19 protein-coding genes are annotated in these 20,890 nt (G+C 74.2%); 8 read left to right on the top strand and 11 right to left on the bottom strand.

Annotated features, from left to right (window positions below):
• Positions 1–5: 5 nt before the first annotated feature.
• Both ACZ4WZ_RS14090 and ACZ4WZ_RS14085 read left to right on the top strand, forming a co-directional pair.
• Complete coding sequence (locus tag ACZ4WZ_RS14090; RefSeq protein ID WP_467889491.1) at positions 6–269, top strand: hypothetical protein; 264 nt, start codon at positions 6–8, stop codon at positions 267–269.
• Between the two features lie 112 nt (positions 270–381).
• Positions 382–852 (top strand): RidA family protein, encoded by a 471-nt coding sequence (locus ACZ4WZ_RS14085; protein ID WP_467889488.1) that lies wholly within the window; start codon positions 382–384, stop codon positions 850–852.
• 454 nt (positions 853–1,306) lie between these two features.
• On the opposite strand, the gene ACZ4WZ_RS14080 is transcribed toward ACZ4WZ_RS14085, so the two are convergent.
• From ACZ4WZ_RS14080 to ACZ4WZ_RS14060, 5 genes are all read right to left on the bottom strand, one after another.
• Positions 1,307–2,146 (bottom strand): PhzF family phenazine biosynthesis protein, encoded by an 840-nt coding sequence (locus ACZ4WZ_RS14080; protein WP_467889485.1) that lies wholly within the window; start codon positions 2,144–2,146, stop codon positions 1,307–1,309.
• Positions 2,147–2,243: 97 nt separating this feature from the next.
• Positions 2,244–3,008, bottom strand: coding sequence for a 2OG-Fe(II)-dependent halogenase WelO5 family protein (locus tag ACZ4WZ_RS14075; RefSeq protein WP_467889482.1), 765 nt, complete (start codon positions 3,006–3,008; stop codon positions 2,244–2,246).
• 111 nt (positions 3,009–3,119) lie between these two features.
• Complete coding sequence (locus ACZ4WZ_RS14070; protein ID WP_388943047.1) at positions 3,120–3,311, bottom strand: hypothetical protein; 192 nt, start codon at positions 3,309–3,311, stop codon at positions 3,120–3,122.
• Between the two features lie 121 nt (positions 3,312–3,432).
• The gene (locus ACZ4WZ_RS14065) at positions 3,433–6,375 is read right to left on the bottom strand and encodes an alpha/beta hydrolase (RefSeq protein WP_467889477.1); all 2,943 of its coding nucleotides are present in this window, start codon (positions 6,373–6,375) and stop codon (positions 3,433–3,435) included.
• 540 nt (positions 6,376–6,915) lie between these two features.
• Positions 6,916–8,115, bottom strand: a complete 1,200-nt coding sequence (locus tag ACZ4WZ_RS14060; RefSeq protein WP_467889474.1) for a thiolase C-terminal domain-containing protein — start codon at positions 8,113–8,115, stop codon at positions 6,916–6,918.
• A gap of 341 nt (positions 8,116–8,456) precedes the next feature.
• On the opposite strand from ACZ4WZ_RS14060, the gene ACZ4WZ_RS14055 reads away from it, so the two are divergent.
• Both ACZ4WZ_RS14055 and ACZ4WZ_RS14050 read left to right on the top strand, forming a co-directional pair.
• Complete coding sequence (locus ACZ4WZ_RS14055; RefSeq protein ID WP_467889471.1) at positions 8,457–9,647, top strand: acyl-CoA dehydrogenase family protein; 1,191 nt, start codon at positions 8,457–8,459, stop codon at positions 9,645–9,647.
• Positions 9,647–10,120, top strand: coding sequence for a nitroreductase family deazaflavin-dependent oxidoreductase (locus ACZ4WZ_RS14050; protein WP_467889469.1), 474 nt, complete (start codon positions 9,647–9,649; stop codon positions 10,118–10,120). The genes ACZ4WZ_RS14055 and ACZ4WZ_RS14050 overlap by 1 nt, the downstream gene beginning before the upstream one ends.
• Positions 10,121–10,204: 84 nt before the next feature.
• Here the strand turns inward: ACZ4WZ_RS14050 and ACZ4WZ_RS14045 are convergent, their stop codons facing one another.
• Entirely contained in the window at positions 10,205–10,852 is a 648-nt protein-coding gene (locus ACZ4WZ_RS14045; protein WP_388943060.1) for a TetR family transcriptional regulator, read from the bottom strand.
• Positions 10,853–11,173: 321 nt separating this feature from the next.
• Here ACZ4WZ_RS14045 and ACZ4WZ_RS14040 point away from each other — a divergent pair, with 321 nt between their 5' ends.
• From ACZ4WZ_RS14040 to ACZ4WZ_RS14030, 3 genes are all read left to right on the top strand, one after another.
• A complete protein-coding gene (locus ACZ4WZ_RS14040) occupies positions 11,174–12,007 on the top strand; it encodes a VOC family protein (RefSeq protein WP_467889465.1) in 834 nt (277 codons plus the stop codon).
• Between the two features lie 95 nt (positions 12,008–12,102).
• A complete protein-coding gene (afsK, locus tag ACZ4WZ_RS14035) occupies positions 12,103–14,547 on the top strand; it encodes a protein serine/threonine kinase AfsK (protein WP_467889462.1) in 2,445 nt (814 codons plus the stop codon).
• Between the two features lie 172 nt (positions 14,548–14,719).
• Positions 14,720–15,217, top strand: coding sequence for a peptidylprolyl isomerase (locus ACZ4WZ_RS14030; protein WP_467889459.1), 498 nt, complete (start codon positions 14,720–14,722; stop codon positions 15,215–15,217).
• Positions 15,218–15,273: 56 nt separating this feature from the next.
• On the opposite strand, the gene ACZ4WZ_RS14025 is transcribed toward ACZ4WZ_RS14030, so the two are convergent.
• The 5 genes from ACZ4WZ_RS14025 to ACZ4WZ_RS14005 form a co-directional block, all read right to left on the bottom strand.
• The gene (locus ACZ4WZ_RS14025; RefSeq protein WP_467889456.1) at positions 15,274–15,786 is read right to left on the bottom strand and encodes a hypothetical protein; all 513 of its coding nucleotides are present in this window, start codon (positions 15,784–15,786) and stop codon (positions 15,274–15,276) included.
• A gap of 46 nt (positions 15,787–15,832) precedes the next feature.
• Positions 15,833–16,285 carry an SRPBCC family protein gene (locus ACZ4WZ_RS14020; protein ID WP_467889454.1) on the bottom strand — a complete coding sequence of 151 codons (453 nt, stop codon included), beginning with the start codon at positions 16,283–16,285 and terminating at the stop codon, positions 15,833–15,835.
• 260 nt (positions 16,286–16,545) lie between these two features.
• Entirely contained in the window at positions 16,546–17,322 is a 777-nt protein-coding gene (locus ACZ4WZ_RS14015; protein WP_467889451.1) for an enoyl-CoA hydratase/isomerase family protein, read from the bottom strand.
• A complete protein-coding gene (locus ACZ4WZ_RS14010) occupies positions 17,319–17,780 on the bottom strand; it encodes a Zn-ribbon domain-containing OB-fold protein (protein WP_467889449.1) in 462 nt (153 codons plus the stop codon). The genes ACZ4WZ_RS14015 and ACZ4WZ_RS14010 overlap by 4 nt, the downstream gene beginning before the upstream one ends.
• A 10-nt stretch (positions 17,781–17,790) precedes the next feature.
• Positions 17,791–18,942, bottom strand: a complete 1,152-nt coding sequence (locus tag ACZ4WZ_RS14005) for a lipid-transfer protein (RefSeq protein ID WP_467889446.1) — start codon at positions 18,940–18,942, stop codon at positions 17,791–17,793.
• Positions 18,943–19,034: 92 nt separating this feature from the next.
• Between ACZ4WZ_RS14005 and ACZ4WZ_RS14000 the strand changes: the two genes are divergently transcribed.
• Positions 19,035–20,726: a FadD3 family acyl-CoA ligase gene (locus ACZ4WZ_RS14000; protein ID WP_467889443.1), complete on the top strand. Its 1,692-nt coding sequence runs from the start codon at positions 19,035–19,037 to the stop codon at positions 20,724–20,726.
• The last annotated feature ends 164 nt before the right edge of the window (positions 20,727–20,890 follow it).

The following is a 20,890-nucleotide window of genomic DNA, read 5'->3' as shown; positions in this document are numbered from 1 at the left end:
CTCCGATGCGTACCACCACGTACCACTTCGTCGTCGCCCCCGACGGACGCGGCCCCGAGGGGTCGGCGCCGGAGCTGGCGGCCGTGCGGTTGATCTCGTTACTGCCACCGGGCTGGGGCTACGCGCCCGACTTCCCCGGCGGGACGGTGTCCCTGCGGCTGACCCCGCCGCCCGGGACCACCGAGGAGGCGGCGCACGCCGCCTTCGCAGGCACCCTCGCCGACCCCAGTCTGCGGGGCTGGACCTGGGCGAACCCGCCCGGCCGCTAGCAGATCGGCGCCGGGTCCGGGACCACAAGGGCGGAGGCCGCCCCAAGGGGCCCTGTCCGGTGGGACGATGGGGTGAGCCGACGAGGTCAGGTCGAGGTCACCAGGGGGTGCCATGAGCGTTGACGTCCGCGAAAGGCTAGCCGAGCTCGGATTACGGCTGCCGGAGGTGAGCGCCCCCAAGGGGGCCTACGTACCCGCCGTGCGCAGCGGCATCCACGTCTTCGTCGCAGGGCAGATCCCGCTCAGCGGCGGGGAACTGACCCAGACGGGCAGGGTCGGCGCGGAGGTGTCACCGGAGCGGGCCCGGGAGCTGAGCCGGCAGTGCGCGCTGGCGGCACTGGCCGCCGCGGACTCGGTGACCCCGCTGGAGGCCGTGGTGCGGGTGGTGAAGGTGGTCGGGTACGTGTCCTCCGCGCCCGGGTTCACCCGGCAGGCGGGAGTGGTCGACGGGGCGAGCGAGCTGCTGGTGGAGGTGTTCGGCGAGGCGGGCCGGCACGCGCGCAGCGCCGTCGGGATGGACATCCTGCCGCTCGACGCGCCGGTGGAGATCGAGGTCCTCCTCGAGGTCTCCGACGGGGCTTAGAGGCCACCCGGCCCGCCCGGCCGGGGCCCGGTCCGGCCGGGTCGCCGGGCCCGCCCGGCCGGACCGGTTTGTGGCCCGCCCGGCCGGGTCGGGCGATCGGACCCGGCCGCCGGTCAGCCGGTCGGGGCCCGCCCGACCGGTCAGGCTTGTGGCCTGCCGGGCCAGGTCCGGCTTGTGGCCTGCCGGGCCGGGTCAGGCTCGTGGCCCGCCCGGCCGGGTCGGGCGATCGGACCCGGCCGCCGGTCAGCCGGTCGGGGCCCGCCCGACCGGTCAGGCTTGTGGCCAGCTGGGCCAGGTCCGGCTTGTGGCCAGCTGGGCCAGGTCCGGCTTGTGGCCAGCTGGGCCAGGTCCGGCTTGTGGCCAGCTGGGCCAGGTCAGGCTCGTGGCCCGCCCGGCCGGGTCGGGCGATCGGACCCGGCCGCCCGGAGCACGCGAGCGGGCCCCACCGCCCCCGTCACGCGATCGGGACCGCCGTGCCCGTCACCTCGATGCCCGCCGCCGGATCCGCCGGTACGCCCACCGTGATCAGGCTCGGCCGGCCCATGTCGACGCCCTGGTGGACGGTCAGCAGCGCGGGCAGCTCGACCAGGCCCAGGCTCCGCAGGTACCCGCCGAGGGCAGCGGCGGCCGCACCGGTCGCCGGGTCCTCGACCACCCCGCCGGGCGGGAAGGGGTTGCGGGCGTGGAAGACGTCCGCCGACTCGCGGTGCACCAGGGCGACCGTGGCCCAGCCGCGGCGCGCCATCAGGTCGCCGAGGGCGGGCATGTCGTAGTCCAGGTCGGCCAGCCGGGTCCGGCTCGCCGCCGCGATCACCGGGTGCCAGGCCCCGGCGTACGCGGCACGGGGCGGCAGCGCCGGGTCGAGCTCGTCGGCGGACCAGCGCAGCGCGGCGAGCAGCTCCGTCAGATCGGCGTCGGCGATGGCCTCCGTACGCGGCGCCACGCTCACCAGGGTCGCGACGACGCCGCCGTCCGGGCCGGCCGAGGTGGTCACCGGGACCGGACCCGCCTGCGTGTGCAGCAGCAGGTCCCCGACGCCGTGCCGCTGGGCGTAGGCCACGGCGGTCGCGATGGTGGCGTGCCCGCAGAAGGGCACCTCGGTCTGCGGGCTGAAGTAGCGGATGTCCAGCGCCCCGTCCTGGCGGGGCACGGCGAAGGCGGTCTCCGAGTAGCCGACGTCCGCCGCGACGGCGGCCATCGTCTCCTCGTCGATGCCGGTGGCGTCCAGCACCACACCCGCCGGGTTCCCGCCCAGCGGGTCGGTGCTGAAGGCCACGTAACGCAAGAGGTCCATCACCCGAACGTAGCGGGCCCGTCACCGGCCGTCAAAACCCTCGCAGCGTACGCCAGTTGACGTCGACCAGGGTCGGGCCCGCCGCGCGGCGGGCCGGTCAGGCCCAGGTGAGCAGCTGCCCGGTCGTACCGATCCCCACCGCGAACCCCAGTGCGATCCTGCGGTCCCCGCGACTCGGCCGGACCGCGTGGAAGAACCGTGGATCGATCAGCAGCGCCTCGCCGACCTCCGGAGCCAGCTCGATGGACTCGGCACCCGCCACCACCGCCTCGTCGAACCCGTACCGGGCCGACAGCCGGTGCGCCTCGTCCTCGGGCTGCCAGCGGTGCCGCCACAGCACCGTCTCACCGCCCTCGGGCGGCACGCTGAGGTACAGGTTGAACGCGAACTGCCCGATCAGCGGTACATCGAGCAGGTCCCCGTCGTACTCGCGCAGCGCGTCGTCGAAATGGACCTGGAAGCCCTGGTTCGGCTCCCGGGCCACCCCGTCCCCCATCTCCACGCCGCCCCGGCGGCCCACCGCCACCCCGCCCGGCCAGGCCGCGGCGAGCGCCTCCCGGCAGGTGCGGAACGGATCGAACGACAGGCCCAGGCCCTGCCAGGCCTCGTGGTGCCCCTGAAGCGCCTTCCAGTAGGAGTCGGCGACGCCTCCGTCCGCCATGTGGTCGCTGACGCCCACCCCGAACCGCATCACCGGCGGATCGACACGGGCCTTCCCGTACGAGTCGAACACCTGCTGCCGCAGCGCGCCGAGCACCTCGTCGCACCGCTCGCGCGGCAGGAAGGCGGGGACCCGGACCGCCGCGTACCGCCCGGCGGCCAGCCCGGCGAGCAGCTCGTGGGTGAACGCCGGCGCGGTCACGGCGCGGAAGAACGGATCGTGCGATGGGTTCGGTAACGCGCTCTGAGTGGATTGCCCTGACGTCATTCGATCGCCCCCCGGCGTCGGAAAGACAACAGAAAACAACGGCACCTATCCGGGATGCGCCCCGCTGGTCGCGCGGAACGCGGTCTTCGCGTCGAGCTCCAGTGCCTGCCGTCCGGCCTCCAGCGCTTCCATCGCGATCCGCCGGCCGACCTCCGCCTGCATCTGCTCCAGGTCACTCCCCGGAGCACCCCATCTGAGGGACTGGTCGTCGTTCGTATCGGTGGGGACAGCAGTCATCGGCGGACCTCCGCGCTTTTCGGTGTGGGACGCGTCACACAGGGTGAGGCAACGCCAGGCTACGCGCAAGCCCGCACCGGCCGACGGAGTTCCGCCCAACTGGGATGGAAAGCACGAGGTTTCAGCCCGGCATCTCCCGTAGCAGCTTCTCCAGCAGAGCCCTGGCCTGCACCAACAACGGGTGCTCCGGACCCACCACCCGGGTGAGGTCGCGCACCAGGGCCTTCAACTCGTTCACCGCTTCGGGCGTACGCCCCACCACCCCCAGAAGCACCAGCACGAAGGTGTACCGGAAACGCATCACCAAGTTCGAATCCGGCGGCTGGGCCGCGTCCCGCAGCGCCTCCCGGATCACCTGCTCCGCCTCCGGCGCCCGGCCCTGGCGCAGCAGCGCGTGCGTCAGCGTCTCCCGCACCCGCAGGATCTCCGGCGTCGACGGCGGCCAGTGGTTGCGCCGGCTGATGTCCAGGATCTGCCAGGCCTCCGTCTCCGCCTCCGCGTGCCGGTCCAGCGCCAGCATCGTCCGGGCCAGCGTGTGGCGCACCACGAGCGTGTCGTAGTGCTCCTGGCCGCGCACCTCGTTCTCCGCCTCCACGATCGAACGGAGCATCTCCTCGGCCTCCGCCTCCCGCCCCTCCTGCTCGTTGATCGCACGGGCCAGCTTGTGCCGGCTGGCCAGGGTCTCGGCGTGGTCCTCGCCCAGGATCCGGGTGCGCGCCCGCACCACCAGCGCCAGCACCTGCTCGGCCTCGCGCAGCTGCTCCCGGTCCAGGTGGATGCGGCCCTGCTCGTGCCGCAGCCCCAGGATCTCCCGGTCGTCGATGTCGAAGCCGAAGGAGGAGCAGCGCTCCACCATCGGCAGCACCAGGTCGTACGCGGGCCCCAGCAGCCCCGTCGCGATCAGGTAGCGGGCGGTCAGCCGGGCCAGCTCCAGCGCCTCCGTGCGCACCGTGCGGTCCGACAGCTTCAGGTCCCCCAGCAGACAGGCCCGGGACACCTCCAGCGCGTGCGGGGCGAGCGCCGCCCACAGCGGCCAGTTCGCCGGATGGTCGGGATTGCGCAGGTGGGCCGCCTGGAGCACGGTCCGTACCGCCAGCCCGTAGTAGTCCGCCGGCCGGTCCCGCACGTCCCGGTCCTCGCGCAGCACCCCGTGCACGACGGGGTGCAGGGTCAGTACGTGGGCCAGGTCGCGCTCGGCGACGCCCTCGCGCTCGTAGAAGTCCACCAGCCCGAACTCCTCCAGGCCCGCGAGGGCCGCGTAGGTGCGCGCCGGGGTGATCCCGGGGAACAGCGGGGACTGGGAGAGCAGCGGATCGATGAGCAGGCAGCGGTACGGGATCGGGGCGATGCTCAGGCAGGCGAACACCTTCAGCAGGGTCGCCGCCTGCGCCCGCTCCTGTCGGCTCAGCAGGTCCATGGCGATCCCGCAGACCTTCTCCACGATCTCCCGGCCCAGCAGCTCGCTCAGGTCCGGGCCCGCCTGGCCCGGGGCGGTCTCCACCCGCGCGGCGACCGTCCGGCCGAAGGTCTCGAAGTCCCGGATGTCGCTGTCCAGGGAGATCTGGCTCTCGCGGACCGCCTTGATCACGTCGGCGGCGTGCCGCAGGGCCAGCGGCAGCCCGCCCAGCTGCCGCGACAGCCGCCGCGCCTCCTCGTTCGTACCGCCCAGGCCGCCGGTCCGCTCCAGCAGCATCGACGCCCCGTCGTCCTCGCCGAGCGGCACCACCTGGTGGACGACGCTGTTCTCCCCCCAGGTCTGCTGGCGGCGCACCCGGCTGGTGACCAGTACCGTGCCGTTCGCGTTCTGCGGGCGGCGCAGCCAGCCGCCGCCGTCCGCGACCTGGCCGTCGCGCGGGCCGAGCCGCTCGGGGTCGTCGGCGTTGTCGAAGATCAGCAGCCAGGGGTCCGGGCACGCGTTGAGTAGCGTCCACACCAGGTCCATGGCGGTCCCCAGCAGCCAGGCCCGCTCCACCGTGATCGACGGCGCCCCCAGGTCCCGGGCGATCATCCGCATGCGCAGGCTCAGCTCCGGCATCGACACCCACCACACCCGGTGCCCGGCCCGCTGAGCCCGGTCCGCGACCTCCAGCGCCAGCCGGCTCTTGCCCGACCCGCCCAGGCCCGACAGTACGTGCACCTGCTGGCGGGCCTCCTCCTTCAGCAGCGAGCCGACCAGGCTCAGCCGCTCCTGCCCCTTCAGCTTGCCCTCCTCCAACGGCCCGTACGGCGGCGGCGGGAAGGGCGCCAGGTCCAGCTCCCCGGCGGCGGGCGGCGGCAGCGAGGGCCGCCCGGCCGCCTCGGCGGGGGAGCGGGGCACGACCGGCCCGGCCCCCTCCGCCGCCGGCCCCGGGTCGTGGGCCGCCTCCAGCAGGGCGGCGCGGACCGCCATGTACGGGGCGGCGGTGCGGTCGGCGGGCTGCACGATCGAGAAGTGGTCGGCGGTGACCACCCCGCCCTTGGGGAACACCCCGCGCGCGACGACGGGCGGCACGATCTCGTCCGCGGAACCCCCGTAGGCGCGCACCGGTATGGGGCACTCCTGGTCCGTGTGCGTCCGGCCGTGGACGACGGCACTGAGGACGGTGCGCTGCGCCTCCGTCACCGCCCGGTCGAAGGGGCGCAGCTGCTGCTCCTGCGGGTTGCGCCAGAGCTTGAGCCACTTGCGGACGGTGAGGAAGAAGCCGGACCCGGTGTTGGGGCAGGCGAACATCGTGAAGTGCTTGATGCGCGCCAGCTCCTTGCCCTCGCCGTTCCACAGCTTCCGCGCGAGGAACCGCTGGACGATCAGCCCGCCCTGGCTGTGGGTGACCAGCACGACCCGCTCGGCCTCGGCGAGTTCGGTCTCCAGGAAGGTCCCGAGCTGGTCGGCGACGTCGTCGGTCTCCGCGACCCGGCGGTCGGGCCGCAGCCGGACGAGCGGGGAGTCGTACTCGAAGCGGTGGACGCTGACCCAGTCGGCCAGCTCGGGATCGGTGACGAGAAGTGCGTGGAAGGCCGCCCACACCTTGGCGGAGGAGAACAGACCGTGCACCAGCACGAGGTGGACGCGCGTCCGTACCGCCATCGCGAACCTCCGCAGCCAGAATGTGGGTTGAAGCAGAAGGATTTCGGTCGCAGATGAAAACGTAGAGGAAGAACTACCCGCGTCAATGATGCACGAGGGACGACCGCAGGAGCCATAACAAGACACCCTCCGACCCGGCGCGCGAAAGGCGCGCCGGCCGCGCGCGGGGGCGCACCGAGCACGCCCCCAAGGGGCGCGAGCGCCCCGGGGGGTGGGGTGGGTGGTGTGGGAGCGCACGGGGCGGGGGTGTTCCGCAGGGGGTCTGGGGGCCCGGATGCCCGGCGGACCGACGCCCGGTCGTCCGTCTCATCGCTGACACGGGGGTCCCTCCATTCCTGCCCCGTGACCGTTCTTTTGGGGGGTTCCCGGCAGTCCTTGTCTTTCCGGGGCGGGTCGGTCGGTCAAGGGTGGCGAAGGCCATCGCGAAGCGACGCGACGAAGGAGCGCCCTTGACGGGCCGGCACGCCACGGAAGGACGATGGGACTGACGGGAAACCCCCAAACCGGCTGTGATGCCGCCCGGGTTGATGCGGGCGGCCGCTACCCCCGCCCCAGGAGCACCGTTCCCGATGAGCAGAACCAGCCTCCCGTGCCCGACGCCAGGGCCACCTCCGGCAGACGGCCGCCGGGCTTCGTGACCTGGCCCGGGCCCGCTTCGCCGCGGAGTTGGCGGACGGCTTCGACCAGGAGGAAGAGGCCCCGCATGCCCGGGTGGCAGGCGGAGAGGCCGCCGCCGTCGGTGTTGACCGGGAGTTCGCCGTCGCGGAGCAGGCGGCCCTTGTCGACGAAGGCTCCGCCTTCGCCCTTGGCGCAGAAGCCGAGGTCCTCCAGCGTCACCAGGGTCATGTACGTGAAGGCGTCGTAGATCTCGGCGAGGTCCACGTCCGCCGGGGTGAGGCCCGCGTCGGCGAAGGCCCGGCGGCCCGAGACGGCCGCCGGGGAGACGGTGAAGTCCTCCCACTGCGACATGGTGGTGTGGGAGACGGACGTGCCCGTGCCCAGGACCCAGGCCGGGGCCTTGGCGGTGTCGGGGACGTAGTCCTCCGCCGCCAGCAGGACCGCGCAGCCGCCGTCCGAGCGGATGCAGCAGTGGAGCTTGGTGAAGGGGTCCGCGATCGGGTCCGACGAGAGGACGTCCTCCACCGTGATGGGGTCCCGGAACATCGCGTCGGGGTTCGTCGCCGCGTTCGCGCGGGCCTGGACGGCCACCGAGGCCAGTTGCTCGAGGGTGGTCCCGTACTCGTGCATGTGGCGGCGGGCCGCCATTGCGTACTTCGCGACCAGTGTGTGTCCGTACGGCACCTCGAACTGCAGCGGCCCCCGCGCCCCGAACGACAGGTTCGAGGTGCGGCGGCGGGCCTTGATGTCGGCGCGGGCCGTGGAGCCGTAGACCAGCAGGACGGCGTTGGCATGGCCGGCGGCGATGGCGTCGGCGGCGTGGGCCGCCATGACCTCCCATGTGGAGCCGCCGACGGAGGTCGAGTCGACCCAGGTGGGCCGCAGCCCGAGGTACTCGGCCACCTCGACCGGGGCGAGGACGCCGAGCCCCGCCGAGGCGAAGCCGTCGATGACGGAACGGTCGAGGCCGGAGTCGGCGAGGGCGCGGCGCGCGGCCTGCGCGTGCAGGGCGTAGGGGGTCGGGCCGTTCACCCGGCCACAGTCCGAGAGGGCGACGCCGACCACCGCGACCCGGCGGCGGGACGGGGAGGGGGGCACGGGTGCAGACAGGGGTCCAGGCATGGACGGACGGTACAGCTGACGAAGCGTCAGATGCTAGACCGAGGTGGCGGCCCGGGGGTCGGCCCCGGGGTCGGGTCCGCGGTCGGCCCGGGGCGCCCGGCCAGGCGCCGGGGTGCGGCCGGGTGCCGGAGCCCGCCGGGTCGGGGCCGCCGGGTCGGGGCCGCCGGGTCGGGGCCGCCGACCCGGGGTCCCCTGAACCCGGCCCGCGTCGAGTCCGGATCCCACCGCCCGCAAACGCCCGCTCCGCCCCCTGGGCTTCTCACCGCCGCCGCCCTAACATGACGCCCCGTCAGAAATGTCCCCAGCTACCGCTGGGAGGTGCCCCCGGGAGGAGCCCGACGATGGATGCCGCCTTCACCGCGGAGCAGGACGAGATGCGCCGTACCCTGCGCGAGGTCCTGGGCAAGCGCTGCGGGCCGGACGAGGTCAAAGCCGCCGTCCGGACCGCCGCGGGGCACGACCGCGAGCTGTGGCAGGAGCTCTCCCGCCGGCTCGGGCTGCCCGGCCTCGCCGTCGCCGAGGAGTACGGCGGCGTCGGCTGTCCCCCGGGGGACCTCGCGCTGGCCTGCGAGGAGACCGGGCGGGTGCTGCTGCCCTCGCCGCTGCTGGCCACCGCCGTCCTCGCCGCCCCGCTGGTCGCCGCCCTCGGCACCTCCGGGCAGCGCTCCGCCCTGCTGCCGCCGCTGGCCGCCGGGGAGCTGACGGCCGCCCTCGCCGTGCCCGGCCCCGCCCTGGCCGCCGCCCTCGCCCTGACCTGTGACAACACCCCGGGCGACTGGGCGGGCGGGGGCCGCGCCGGCGGGGTGCAGGCGCGCCGCGCCGAGGACGGCTGGCGGCTGTACGGGGAGGTGCCGCAGGTGCTCGACGGGCACAGCGCCGGCCTGCTCGTCGTCGCCGCGCACACCGGCGGCTTCGCCCGGAGCCGGATCCTGCTGTTCCTCGTACGGGAGGGCGCGCCCGGCCTCGTACGCGACCGGCAGACCGCCCTCGACGAGACCCGCCCGCAGGGCCGCATCCAACTACGGGACGCGTCGGCGGAGTTGCTGGGTGCCGAGGCCGGCGCCGGCGTGCTCCCCGCCCTCGCCGCCGTCGGCCGGGGGGCGGCCGCCGTCCTCGCCGCCGAGGCGGTCGGGGCGGCCGACCGGGCGCTGTCGCGCACCGTGGAGTACGTACGCCAGCGCGAGCAGTTCGGCCGGGCCGTCGGCTCCTTCCAGGCGGTCAAGCACCGCCTCGCCGACCTCTACGTACAGGTCCAGGCGGCGCGCTCGGCCGCCTACTACGCCGCCTGGGACCCGGACCAGGGCGGCCTCGCCCTCGCGCAGGCGCTGGAGGCGCTGCGCACCACCGCCGGTGAGGCGATCCAGCTGCACGGGGGCATCGGCTTCACCTGGGAGCACGACGCCCACCTCTACTTCAAGCGGGCGGCCGCCGACGAGCTGCTCTTCGGTCCCGTCCACCGCCTCCGCGCGCACGCCGCGCACCACGCGGGCCTCTTCGAACCGTCCGTGACCCCGGAGAGGGCGGCCGTCTGATGGCTCCCGGCGTCAAGCTGATGCAGAAGGTCTCCTCGACCCTCCTCTTCGCCAGCATCGCGCCCCGCTTCATCCCCGCCCTGGACAAGGCCGTGCACCGGCTGACCCGGGGAAAGGTGCTGCTCAGCGCCCGGATGCTGCCGGGGCTGGTGCTCACCGCCAAGGGTGCGAGGACGGGTGAGCCGCGCACCACACCGCTCGCGTGCATGCCGGAGGACGGAGGCGCGAGCTGGCTGCTGATCGGCTCCAACTTCGGCCGCCCCGGTCACCCGGCCTGGACCGGGAACCTGCTCAAGCACCCGGACGCGGACGTGAGCTGGCAGGGGCAGGACATCGCCGTACGGGCCCGGCTGCTGGAGGGGGCCGAGCGGGCGGCGGCGTGGCAGGCGGTGCTGGGGTTCTGGCCGCCGTACGCGACGTACCAGGCGCGCATCGAGCGCGAGATCAGGCTGTTCCGCCTGGAGCGGCGCTGATCACGGGCGGCCCGGCAGGGCGCCCCGACGTGGCCGCGCGGCGGCGGGGGGAAGCGGGCGGCGGACCCTCCAGGGGGTCCGCCGTCACCTGGTCGGCTTCTTGCCGGTGATGCCCAGGTGGACGAGCAGGGCGAGGTTCGGCTTGAGCTCGGCCTGCTTGACGCCCCAGGTCTGGAAGCCCTTCTGGTGCGAGGCGACCGCGGCCAGCATCGCGACGAGCGAACCGGCCATCGCCGCCGGGCTGAGGTCCTTGTCGACCTTGCCCTTGGCCTGGAGCTCCTTCATCGACTCCGTGAGGGAGTTGGTGACGGAGTTCAGGATCTTCATGCGGATCTTGTAGAACCGCTTGTCGCCCTCGGCGGCGCCGAGGTCGACGACCCGCAGGATCGCGTCGTTGCGCCGCCAGAACTCCAGGAACCCCTCGACGAGTTCCTCGGCGGCGGCCCAGCCGGCCTTGCCGACCCAGTTGCGGCCCTCGACGAGCGCCGTCAACTGCGCGCCCTCCGTGGCCATGTGCTCGGCGATCTCCAGGACGGCACCCTCGACGTCCGGGAAGTACTGGTAGAAGGTCGCGGGGGAGGTGCCGGCCTTGCGCGCGACGTCGATCACCTTGACGTCGCGGTACGGCGAGGAGCTGAGCATCTCGCTGAGGCAGTCGAGCAGCTTCTGCCGCGTCGCCTGGCCGCGCCGGCCGGCGACACGCCCGTCGACGGTGCGTACTTGTCCTGTCATGCCGTCAGCTTACCGAGGGGGGATCGGCGCGCTATTCGGCCGCCTGCAAATGGGGTTACGCGGCCGCCGACCAGCCCGGGAGCGTCCGTGCGCGGCGTCGGGCGGCGGATTCCGGCCGCTCCGCCCACGGCGCCCCGCGGGGCCGGGGCGCCCGGGGGACCCCCTCCGTACCGGGCGGTATCCCCCGAATAGTCTTATCAACAGGCTGTGGACAAGTTTTCGGGACGACCATGGCTCATAGGTATAAAACACCCGCTGTCCGGACGGGCCGACCCAAGTCACCCCACCCGCACGCCCCGTACGACGGAAGGAACCCGCCCCATGGCCGCAGCCGCATTCGCGGAAGGCTCGCCCTGCTGGGTCGACGCCTCGCTCCCGGACGTCGAGGCGGGCAAGCGCTTCTACGGCGAGCTCTTCGGGTGGACCTTCGCCGGCAGCGCCGGCGCCGAGTACGGCCACTACACCCAGGCCTACAGCAGCGGCCGCAACGTGGCCGCCCTCGCCCCCAAGCCGGACGGCCGCATGCCCACCGTCTGGGGCGTCTACCTGTACACCTCCGACGCCTACGCCTGCGCGGCCCGCATCCGCGCCGCGGGCGGCCAGATGGTGATGGACCCGCAGCCCGTCGGCCCCTACGGCACCGCCGCGATGGCCGCCGACCCCGGCGGGGCCGTCTTCGGCCTCTGGCAGCCCGGCACCCACCACGGCTTCGACGCCCAGGACGAGCCGAACACGTACTGCTGGGCGGAGGTCTACACGCGCGCCCGCGACGCCGTCGACGTCTTCTACGCCAACGTCTTCGGCTACGTCCCGCAGGACCAGGACGACTCCGGGACCGGCGTCGAGTACCGCCTCTGGTCCCCGCCCGGCAGCGCGCCCGGCCCCGACACCGCCGTCCTCGGGCGCAGCCTGATCACCGACGCCTTCCCGGAGATCATGCCGGCGCACTTCCTCGTCTACTTCGCCGTCCCCGACTGCGACCGCGCCGTCGCCACCGTGCAGCGGCTCGGCGGGCGCGTCACCGCCGATCCGTTCGACACGCCGTACGGGCGCATCGCGGTCGTCGCGGACAATCAGGGGGCCGTCTTCGCGCTCCTGTCTGAGCCGCCCGCGAACGCGCACCCGGAGCCGGGGCCGGACCAGGCGCGGGCCTGACAGAATCGGGTCGTACCCGTGCGCGGGCCGCTGGCAGGCGCGCACGGGTGGAAGCGGGTCCGGCAGGGGCCCGTACGGGGAGGTAGTGGAGGCGAGTGGTGGAGCAGCTGACGCAGCACGACCCGAGACGGATCGGCCCCTTCGAGGTGCTGGGACGGCTCGGCGCCGGCGGCATGGGGCTGGTCTATCTCGCACGGTCGGCGTCCGGACGCCGGGTCGCGATCAAGACGGTGCGGACCGAGCTCGCCGAGGACCAGCTGTTCCGGGTGCGGTTCACCAGGGAGGTGGAGGCGGCGCGCGCCGTCTCCGGCTTCTACACGGCGGCCGTCGTCGACGCCGACCCGCGGGCGGCCGTGCCGTGGCTGGCGACCGCGTACGTCCCGGCGCCCTCGCTGGAGGAGATCGTCAACGAGTGCGGGCCCATGCCCGCCCAGGCCGTACGGTGGCTCGCGGCCGGCATCGCCGAGGCCCTGCAGTCCATCCACGGCGCGGGGCTGGTCCACCGCGACCTGAAGCCGTCCAACGTCCTCGTCGTCGAGGACGGCCCCCGCGTGATCGACTTCGGCATCGCGAGCGGCGTGTCCAACACCCGGCTGACGATGACGAACGTCGCCGTCGGCACCCCGGCCTACATGTCGCCCGAGCAGGCGAAGGACTCGCGCAGCGTCAAGGGCGCCAGCGACGTCTTCTCGCTCGGCTCGACCCTCGTCTTCGCCGCGACCGGGCACCCGCCGTACCACGGTGCGAACCCGGTCGAGACGGTGTTCATGCTGCTGCGCGAGGGCCCCAACCTGGAGGGGCTGCCGGACGAGCTGCGGCCGCTGATCGACTCCTGCATGCAGATGGACGCCACGCAGCGCCCGACCCCCGCCGACCTCCAGGCGCAGCTCGCCCCGCACCTGTTCGACGGCGGCGACGACAGCGGGACGGCCTCCGCGTGGCTGCCGGAGCGGGCCGTCGCGATGATCGAGGCCCGCCGCGCGGGCAACCGTACGGGGACCACCCCGCCCCCCGTGGCCTCCCCGGCGCCGCCCGCCGGCCCCACGCACCGCCGGCCCCCGCGCGGCGCCGCCGAACCGTGGGCGGACCCGCGTACCGGGCAGGCCGCGCCGCCGCGCCCGGACCGGCCGCCGCTGACCCCGCCCCCGGACCGGCCGCCGCTGACCCCGCCCCCGGTGCCCGGGCCCGCCCCGGTGCCGGTGTCCTCGATGCCCGGCATGCCGGTGCTGCTCGGCGGTTCGCCCGTGCCGATCGGGCCCGGGCCGCGCGCGACGGCCTCCGCCCCGGCGGGGCACGCCGCCGCGGACTCGGCGACGGGCTGGGTGCGCCCGCCGGCCGGCGTCCCCGCGTCCGCCGCGGCCCCGCCGGCCACCCCGTCCGTGCCGGCTCCCGGGCCGTCCCCGGACAGCGGCCGCTGGCGGCCGTGGCGCTTCCGCATGTCCAACGAGGTCTGGGGCACCCCGACCGTCGCGGGCGACCTGCTGTACGTGACCTCCTTCGAGGTGCACGCCCTGGACGTCGGCAGCGGCCGGCGCCAGTTCAAGACCCGGGACGTCGCCTGGTCCATGGCCGTCGCCGACGGCCGCATCCACGCCTCCGACGGCCCCTCCCTCTTCGCCCTCGACGCCAAGGACGGCTCCGAGCGGTGGCGGCTGAACGCCGACGCCTGGGTGTACGCGCTGCGCGCCGAGCGGGGCACCGTCATCACCGCCACGCGCGGCGGCGGCGTCCAGGGCTGGGAGGCGTCCAACGGCCAGAAGCTGTGGGAGCTGAGCGGCGCCCAGTCCGACTTCGAGACCCCGGAGGCGGCCCCCGTCCTCCACGAGGGCACCGTCTACGTGTGGCAGGACGCCCGGCTCCGCGCGCTGGACGCCCGCTCCGGCCAGGAGGCCTGGTCGTACCCGGTCGGCGACGCGGCCTCCTGCGGCAACGTCCCGGTCCGCGTCACCCCCGCCCCCGACGGCAACGTCTACGTCGCGGCCGGCACCCGCGTGCTCTCCGTCGACCAGGCCTCGGGCCGGGTCCGCTGGCACTTCGAGGCCCCCGCGGTCTTCCTGGCCCCGCCCGCGTTCGCGCCGGGGCCGGCGGTCACGGGCGGCGGCGTCTACCTCGCCGACTACCTGGGCACCGTGTACGCCCTGGACGCGGCCACCGGCAAGGACCGCTGGCGCATCGCCACCGAGCCGCGCCCGGCGGCGGACCCGGTCCTGGTGGCGGGCGGCAGCGTCCACCTGGGCGCGGGCAGCGCCCTGTACACGCTGGACGCGGTCACCGGCACCCCGAAGTGGCGGTTCGCGGCGGGCGGCGAGATCACCGGCCCCCCAGTGGTCGCGGACGGCCGGGTCCACTTCGGCTCCGCCGACCACTGCCTCTACACCCTGGACGCGGCGGGCGGCCAGCTCCGCTGGAAGCTGGCCACGGGCGGCGAGATCACCGGCGCCCCGGTGGCGGAGGCGGGCGTGGTCTACGCCTGCAGCAAGGACCGCTGCGTCTACGCCCTGGACGCCGCCAAGGGCACGGGCACCCGCACGGGCGCCTGACGCGAACCAAGCCCTCCGCCTCCCGGCGGGGGCCCGCAGGCGCCCCGCCGGGAAGACCGCGCCTCCGATGGCATATGTCCGTACGTCGTCCGAGCGGGGCGGCGACGCGCCACGAGGGCCGTCGGTGGACCCTCGGGTCGCGTTCCGCACCGGGAGTGACAGGATGGGACCCATGAGCAACGTTTACTTCGACATCAACATCGACGGCGCCCCCGCCGGCCGCATCGTCTTCAGCCTCTTCGACAAGGTCGTCCCGAAGACCGCCCAGAACTTCCGCGAGCTCGCCACCGGCCAGCACGGCTTCGGCTACGCGGGCTCCCCGTTCCACCGCGTCATCCCGCAGTTCATGCTTCAGGGCGGTGACTTCACCAACCAGAACGGCACCGGTGGCAAGAGCATCTACGGCGCGAAGTTCGAGGACGAGAACTTCGACCTGAAGCACGACCGCCCGTACCTGCTGTCGATGGCGAACGCCGGCCGCAACACCAACGGCTCGCAGTTCTTCATCACCACCGTCGTCACCCCGTGGCTCGACGGCAAGCACGTCGTCTTCGGCGAGGTCGTCGAGGGCCAGGACGTGGTCGACGCGATCGAGAAGCTGGGCACCCCCTCGGGCGCCACCCGCGGCAAGATCGAGATCGCCGCCTCCGGCGTCGTCGCCGCCGCCTGATCGACCCCCGTGCCGGTCGGCCCCCTCCCCTCCCGGGGTGCGGGGCCGCCGCCGTTTCAGTGCTCCTCCGGCTCCGGGTACGGGGACGTCGTGTCGCGCGGCAGGTCGCGGCGGCGGCGCCGGGGGCGGCCGCGCATGACCGCCGCCGCGAGCAGGAGCAGGGCGCCCGCGCCGAAGGCGTTGGCCACCCCGTCGCCGAGGCCCGTGCCCTCGACGCCCACCGACAGGCCCCCGGCCGCCTGGCCCTGCCGGACCGTCCAGAGCACCGCGAAGCCGAGGACGACGACCCCGGCGACCGTCATCAGCAGCCGCGAGCGCCGTACGACCGCCAGCAGCGCGAGCACCGCCGCGCACACGTAGGGCAGCAGCCGCGAGCCGAACAGCGCGGCCCCGTCGTCGGTGATGCCGGAGCCGGAGAAGAGCTCCTCGATGCGGTAGTCCCGTCCGGGACGGCCGTCGTACCAGGCACGGAAAGTGCTCCAGACGGCGGCGATCGCCCCGATCAGGGCCATGAGCGAGCCGACTGCGTTGCGGATCATGCCCGTCCCTCCGAGGTAGCGGTCGGTCATGATCCCGACGCTACGTCCGCGGCCTGGGAGCCGCACGCCGGGCGGGTCAGGACGTGGTGCGCGGCGATTCCGCGCGGGCGCGCAGGGCGTCGTTCATCGCGGTGAGGTCGCGGGCCGTGCCCTCCAGCAGCTTGCCGAGCAAGGGGACCAGCAGGCCGCGGAAGCGCTCCCCGTGTTCCAGCCGGGTGGTGCGGCCCGGGCCCTCGGCCAGGCGCAGGAAGTGCTCGCCGTCGAGGAGGCCGCGCACGAGGAAGTGCCCGAGCCATCGCAGCTCCCTGCCGGGGACGGCGACCAGCACGGTCGGCCGGGAGGCCGTCGGCCTTCCCGGCCGCGGGTACGTCCGCAGGGTCAGCCGTGTCCCGGGCACGGGCTCTCCGGCGGCCTCCCGGATGTACGGGTTCCAGGTGCGGTAGCGGGGGAAGTCGGCGAGGACCGCCCATACCTCCCGGGGGCTGGCGTCGATGACGATCTCGGTGGAGATGGTGGAGATGGTGCGCACTGGTCGCCGTGCTCCTCGTGGTGGTCCGTGTGGCCACCGAAGGGACGCGGAAGGGTGCGGTTCGCCGCCGGGTTCGGTGCTCGGGATGCAACCACGGATTCCGTCGGCGGAGCGCGGGCAGGGGGACGCCTTCGCTGGTGGCGCAGAGAGCGGAGGAGGGCGTTCCGGGTGTCGGGTGGTGAATGCCGACACGTCGGGCGGCCCGCTCCCGGAGCCGGCCGACCGGCCGGGGCTCCCGCTCGCCGCCCCACGCCCGCCCCTCAGCGCAGCCGGAACCCCGTCCCCGGCCCCCGCCGCGCGAACAGCTCCGCCTGCCGCTCCGGCGGCAGGTTCCCCAGCGCGATCAGCGCCGGCGCCTGGTCCAGGGCCTGCTGGAGCGCGGCCCGCTTCGCCGACCACAGGGCCCGCACGGTGCCCTGGACGCCCTCCGCCGGGAACCCGGCGAGGGTCCGCGCCGAGCGCAGCGCCGCCTCGAGCAGCTCACCGGGCTCCGCCAGCTCCGAGACCAGCCCGATCTCGTACGCCCGCCGCGCGGAGAGGCGTTCCGCCGTGCCCATCAGGGACATCCGGGCCGCTTCGCCGAAGGGCATCCGCTGCGCCATGTACACGGCCTCGTAGGCGCTGACCATCCCGTACGAGGTGTGCGGGTCGAAGTAGGTGGCGCTCGTGGAGGAGACGATGAACTCCGCCTCGCCCAGCAGGTAGAACGCCCCGCCGCAGGCCATGCCGTTGACGGCGGCGATCACCGGCTTCCACAGGTCGTTGGCCTTCGGCCCGATCGCGATCAGCGGGTCGTCGGCCGAGTACGGGGACTGCGGCTGCGGTACCTCCACGGACCGGTCGATCCCCGTGCAGAAGGCGGCGGTGCCCGCACCGGTCAGCACCACCGCCCGCACCTCCCCGTCGAAGCGCAGCTCCCGCCACACCCGGGCCAGTGCGGCGGCCGTCTCCAGGTCGATCGCGTTGTGCCGGCGCTCCCGGTCCAGGGTGACGACCGCGACCCCGGCGGCCCCGTCCCGCTCCACGCGCAGGGTCACGCCTTCTCCAGGATCCAGCGCGGCACGCTCATCCCGCCGGTCTCGGTGAAGACCACCTGCACCCGGGCGCCGATGCGCAGCCGGGCCGGGTCCACGGAGTTCAGCGGGGCGTCGGCCGAGGCGACCAGGTTCCCGGCCAGCCGGATCCCCGGCGCGTCCGCCAGCTCCACGAGGATGACGTTGTACGGGGCCTGCGCGGCGTACGCGGGCAGCAGCGGCGGGTGCGGCCGTACGTAGGACCAGATCCGGCCCCGGCCGCTCATCGGACGCCACTCGCCGTCGAAGGACTGGCAGTGCGGGCAGCAGGGCCGGGGCGGGAAACGCAGCCGGCCGCAGGCCGTGCAGGCCTGGACGCGGAGTTCGCCCCGGGCGGCGTACTCCCAGAAGGGGGCGCCGTCCTCGTCGGGGACGGGCAGCAGGAGGGACTCTTCGGCGGGGGACTCTTCGGCAGTGGTCATCGTCGGTTCCTCACGCGCGCAGCAGGATCGCGGACGTCGGGACGCCCTCGCCCGCCGTCACCAGGCAGGTGGCGGCGTCCGGCACCTGCGCGGTGGAGGTGCCGCGCAGCTGCTTGACGCCCTCGGTGATCAGGTTGAAGCCGTGGACGTAGGCCTCGCTCAGCCCGCCGCCGCCGGTGTTGATCGGCAGCCGGCCGCCGGTCTCCAGGGCCCCGCCCTCGGTGAAGGCGGCGCCCTCGCCGCGCCCGCAGAAGCCGTAGCCCTCCAGGGAGAGCGGGATCAGGGGGGTGAAGGCGTCGTAGATCTGGGCGACGTCCACGTCGGCCGGGCCGAAGTCGGCCTGCTTCCACAGGTGGCGGGCGGCGGTCCAGGCGGGGCCGGACAACGGGTCGTCGTTCCAGTAGTTGACCATCCCGTGGTGCTGGGCGGGCAGGCCCTGGGCGGCGGAGTGCACGTAGACCGGCTTCTGCCGGCAGTCCCGGGCGCGCTCGGCGGAGACGATCACGCAGGCGAGCGCCCCGTCCGTCTCCAGGCAGTTGTCGAAGAGGCAGAGGGGGTCGCTGATCATGCGGGAGGTCATGTACATCTCGCGGGTCAGCGGGCGTTCGTACATCATCGCGGCGGGGTTCTCGTTGGCCCGGTTGCGGCAGGCCATGGCGACGTTGAAGAGGTGGTCGCGGGTGGCCCCGTACTCGTGCATGTAGCGGCGCGCCAGCATGCCGATCTCGTCGGCCGGGCGCAGCAGTCCGAAGGGGCGGGTCCACTGGCCGGGGGTGGGCAGCTGGACGGCGGTGTTCTTCCAGGGTCTGGGGCCGCTGCCGCGTTTGCGGGAGCGCCAGGCGACGCCGACGGTGGCCTGGCCGGTGGCTATGGCGGCGGCGAGGTGGCCGACGGTGGCGCAGGAACCGCCGCCGCCGTAGCCGACCTTGGAGAAGAAGGTGACGTCGCCGGCGCCGATGGCCTTGGCGACCTCGACCTCGTCGGTCTCCTCCATCGTGTAGGAGGCGAAGGCGTCGACCTCGGCGGGTGCGATGCCCGCGTCGGCGAGGGCCGCGAGGACGGCCCGGCAGGCCAGTTCCTTCTCGGACTGCGGCAGCCGTTTGGCGAAGGCGGTCTGGCCGATTCCGACGATTGCCGTAGCGTCCTTGAGCGTTGCCGCCATCGCCACCTCCGGGTGCACCAGTACTGACAGCCGCGAAGGCTACAGCTAATCTGACGGATAGTCAGCTACTGGGATCCAGGGAGGGCGGGCGGATGTACGAGGGCGCGGGCGCGAACGGCATCGAACACGGCTCCGGACCGGGCACCGGCCCCACGGCCCCGGCCACCGGAACCGCGAGCCCCGACCCCCGGGGCGACCTGCGCTGGGGCACCGTCGCCGCCCTCGTGCGGGACGCCGCCGAGCGGTACGCGACCTGCGAAGCCGTCGTCGACGGACGGACCCGCATCACCTACGCCGAGCTCGGCACCCGCGTCGAACGGGCCGCCGCGGCCTGCCTCGCCGCCGGCGTCGAGCCGGGGGACCGGGTCGCCGTCTGGGCGCCCAACACCCTCGAGTGGATCGTCTCCGCGCTCGGCGCCGTCTCCGCGGGCGCGGTGCTCGTCCCCCTCAACACCCGCTTCAAGGGCGCCGAAGCCGCGTACGTCCTGCGCCGCAGCCGGGCCCGCCTGCTGTTCGTCACCGGCACCTTCCTCGGCACCTCCTACGTCGCCTCCCTGCGCCGCGCCACCGCCGAAGGCCCCGGCACCGGACCCCTCCCCGGCCTGCCCCGCCTCCAGCACGCGGTCGTCCTCGCCGACGACGCCCCCGAGTCCTTCCGCACCTGGAAGGACTTCCTCACCGGCGGCGACGCGGTACCCGCCCGGGCCGTCCGCGAACGCGCCGACGCCATACGCCCCGACAGCCCCTCCGACATCATCTTCACCTCCGGCACCACCGGCAGCCCCAAGGGCGCCGTCATCACCCACGCCCAGACCCTGCGCTGCTACGCCGTGTGGAGCGAGCTCGCCGGACTGCGCGAGGGCGACCGCTACCTCATCGTGAACCCCTTCTTCCACACCTTCGGCTACAAGGCCGGGATCATCGCCTGCCTGATGCGCGGCGCCACGATGGTCCCCCAGCCCGTCTTCGGCGTCGACACCGTCCTCGCCAACATCGCCGCCGAACGGATCTCCGTACTCCCCGGCCCGCCCACCCTCCACCAGTCCCTCCTCGACCACCCCCAGCGCGACCACCACGACCTGTCCGCCCTGCGCCTGGTCGTCACCGGCGCCGCCGTCGTCCCCCTCCAGCTCGTCGAACGGCTCCGCGCCGAACTGCGCATCGCCACCGTCCTCACCGCCTACGGGCTCTCCGAGGCCGGCGGCATCGTCACCATGTGCCGCCGCGACGACCCGGCCGAGACCGTCGCCGCCACCTCCGGGCGGGCCATCCCCGGCACCGAGGTGCGCGTCACCGGCCCCGACGGCACCGCCCTCCCCGCCGGCACGCCCGGCGAGGTCCGGGTGCGCGGCCACCACGTCATGTGCGGCTACTTCGAGGACCCCGAGGGCACGGCCGCCGCCATCACCCCCGACGGGTGGCTGCGCACCGGCGACGTCGGCGTCCTCGACACGGCGGGCAACCTGCGCATCACCGACCGGATCAAGGACATGTTCATCGTCGGCGGGTTCAACGCCTACCCCGCCGAGATCGAACAACTCCTCGGCCTGCACCCCGACATCGCCGACGTCGCGGTCGTCGGCATCCCCGACCCGCGGCTCGGCGAGGTCGGCAAGGCGTACGCGGTCCGCCGCCCCGGCTCCACCCTCACCGCCGACGACCTGATCGCCTGGTCCCGCCGCGAGATGGCCAACTACAAGGTCCCCCGGGAGGTGGAGTTCCTCCCCGCGCTCCCGCGCAACGCGAGCGGCAAGGTCCTCAAGACCGAGCTCAGGAAACGCTGACCGCGACCGCCGGGACGGTACGACCGCCCGCGCCCGGCCCGCCCGGCCCGCGGGCCTCCCGCCCGGGGGGGGGACGGCCCAACACGCCCCCGGGCGGCCTGGGTGGGTCTTCCCCCCACCCGTGTTTGCGCGCACGGGTGGGGTTGGAACAAAAAAGGGGTTGG

The sequence above is a fragment of the Streptomyces sp. NPDC029122 genome (assembly GCF_055569445.1).
This window is presented reverse-complemented; position numbering and strand designations above follow the sequence as displayed.

Excerpts from the sequence above, each read along its gene's own strand:
- ACZ4WZ_RS14090 (WP_467889491.1), top strand. The coding sequence starts at position 6 with ATGCGTACCACCACGTACCACTTCGTCGTCGCCCCCGACGGACGCGGC.
- ACZ4WZ_RS14085 (WP_467889488.1), top strand. The coding sequence starts at position 382 with ATGAGCGTTGACGTCCGCGAAAGGCTAGCCGAGCTCGGATTACGGCTG.
- ACZ4WZ_RS14080 (WP_467889485.1), bottom strand. The coding sequence starts at position 2,146 with ATGGACCTCTTGCGTTACGTGGCCTTCAGCACCGACCCGCTGGGCGGG.
- ACZ4WZ_RS14070 (WP_388943047.1), bottom strand. The coding sequence starts at position 3,311 with ATGACTGCTGTCCCCACCGATACGAACGACGACCAGTCCCTCAGATGG.
- ACZ4WZ_RS14065 (WP_467889477.1), bottom strand. The coding sequence starts at position 6,375 with ATGGCGGTACGGACGCGCGTCCACCTCGTGCTGGTGCACGGTCTGTTC.
- ACZ4WZ_RS14060 (WP_467889474.1), bottom strand. The coding sequence starts at position 8,115 with ATGCCTGGACCCCTGTCTGCACCCGTGCCCCCCTCCCCGTCCCGCCGC.
- ACZ4WZ_RS14055 (WP_467889471.1), top strand. The coding sequence starts at position 8,457 with ATGGATGCCGCCTTCACCGCGGAGCAGGACGAGATGCGCCGTACCCTG.
- ACZ4WZ_RS14050 (WP_467889469.1), top strand. The coding sequence starts at position 9,647 with ATGGCTCCCGGCGTCAAGCTGATGCAGAAGGTCTCCTCGACCCTCCTC.
- ACZ4WZ_RS14045 (WP_388943060.1), bottom strand. The coding sequence starts at position 10,852 with ATGACAGGACAAGTACGCACCGTCGACGGGCGTGTCGCCGGCCGGCGC.
- ACZ4WZ_RS14040 (WP_467889465.1), top strand. The coding sequence starts at position 11,174 with ATGGCCGCAGCCGCATTCGCGGAAGGCTCGCCCTGCTGGGTCGACGCC.
- ACZ4WZ_RS14030 (WP_467889459.1), top strand. The coding sequence starts at position 14,720 with ATGAGCAACGTTTACTTCGACATCAACATCGACGGCGCCCCCGCCGGC.
- ACZ4WZ_RS14025 (WP_467889456.1), bottom strand. The coding sequence starts at position 15,786 with ATGACCGACCGCTACCTCGGAGGGACGGGCATGATCCGCAACGCAGTC.
- ACZ4WZ_RS14010 (WP_467889449.1), bottom strand. The coding sequence starts at position 17,780 with ATGACCACTGCCGAAGAGTCCCCCGCCGAAGAGTCCCTCCTGCTGCCC.
- ACZ4WZ_RS14005 (WP_467889446.1), bottom strand. The coding sequence starts at position 18,942 with ATGGCGGCAACGCTCAAGGACGCTACGGCAATCGTCGGAATCGGCCAG.
- ACZ4WZ_RS14000 (WP_467889443.1), top strand. The coding sequence starts at position 19,035 with ATGTACGAGGGCGCGGGCGCGAACGGCATCGAACACGGCTCCGGACCG.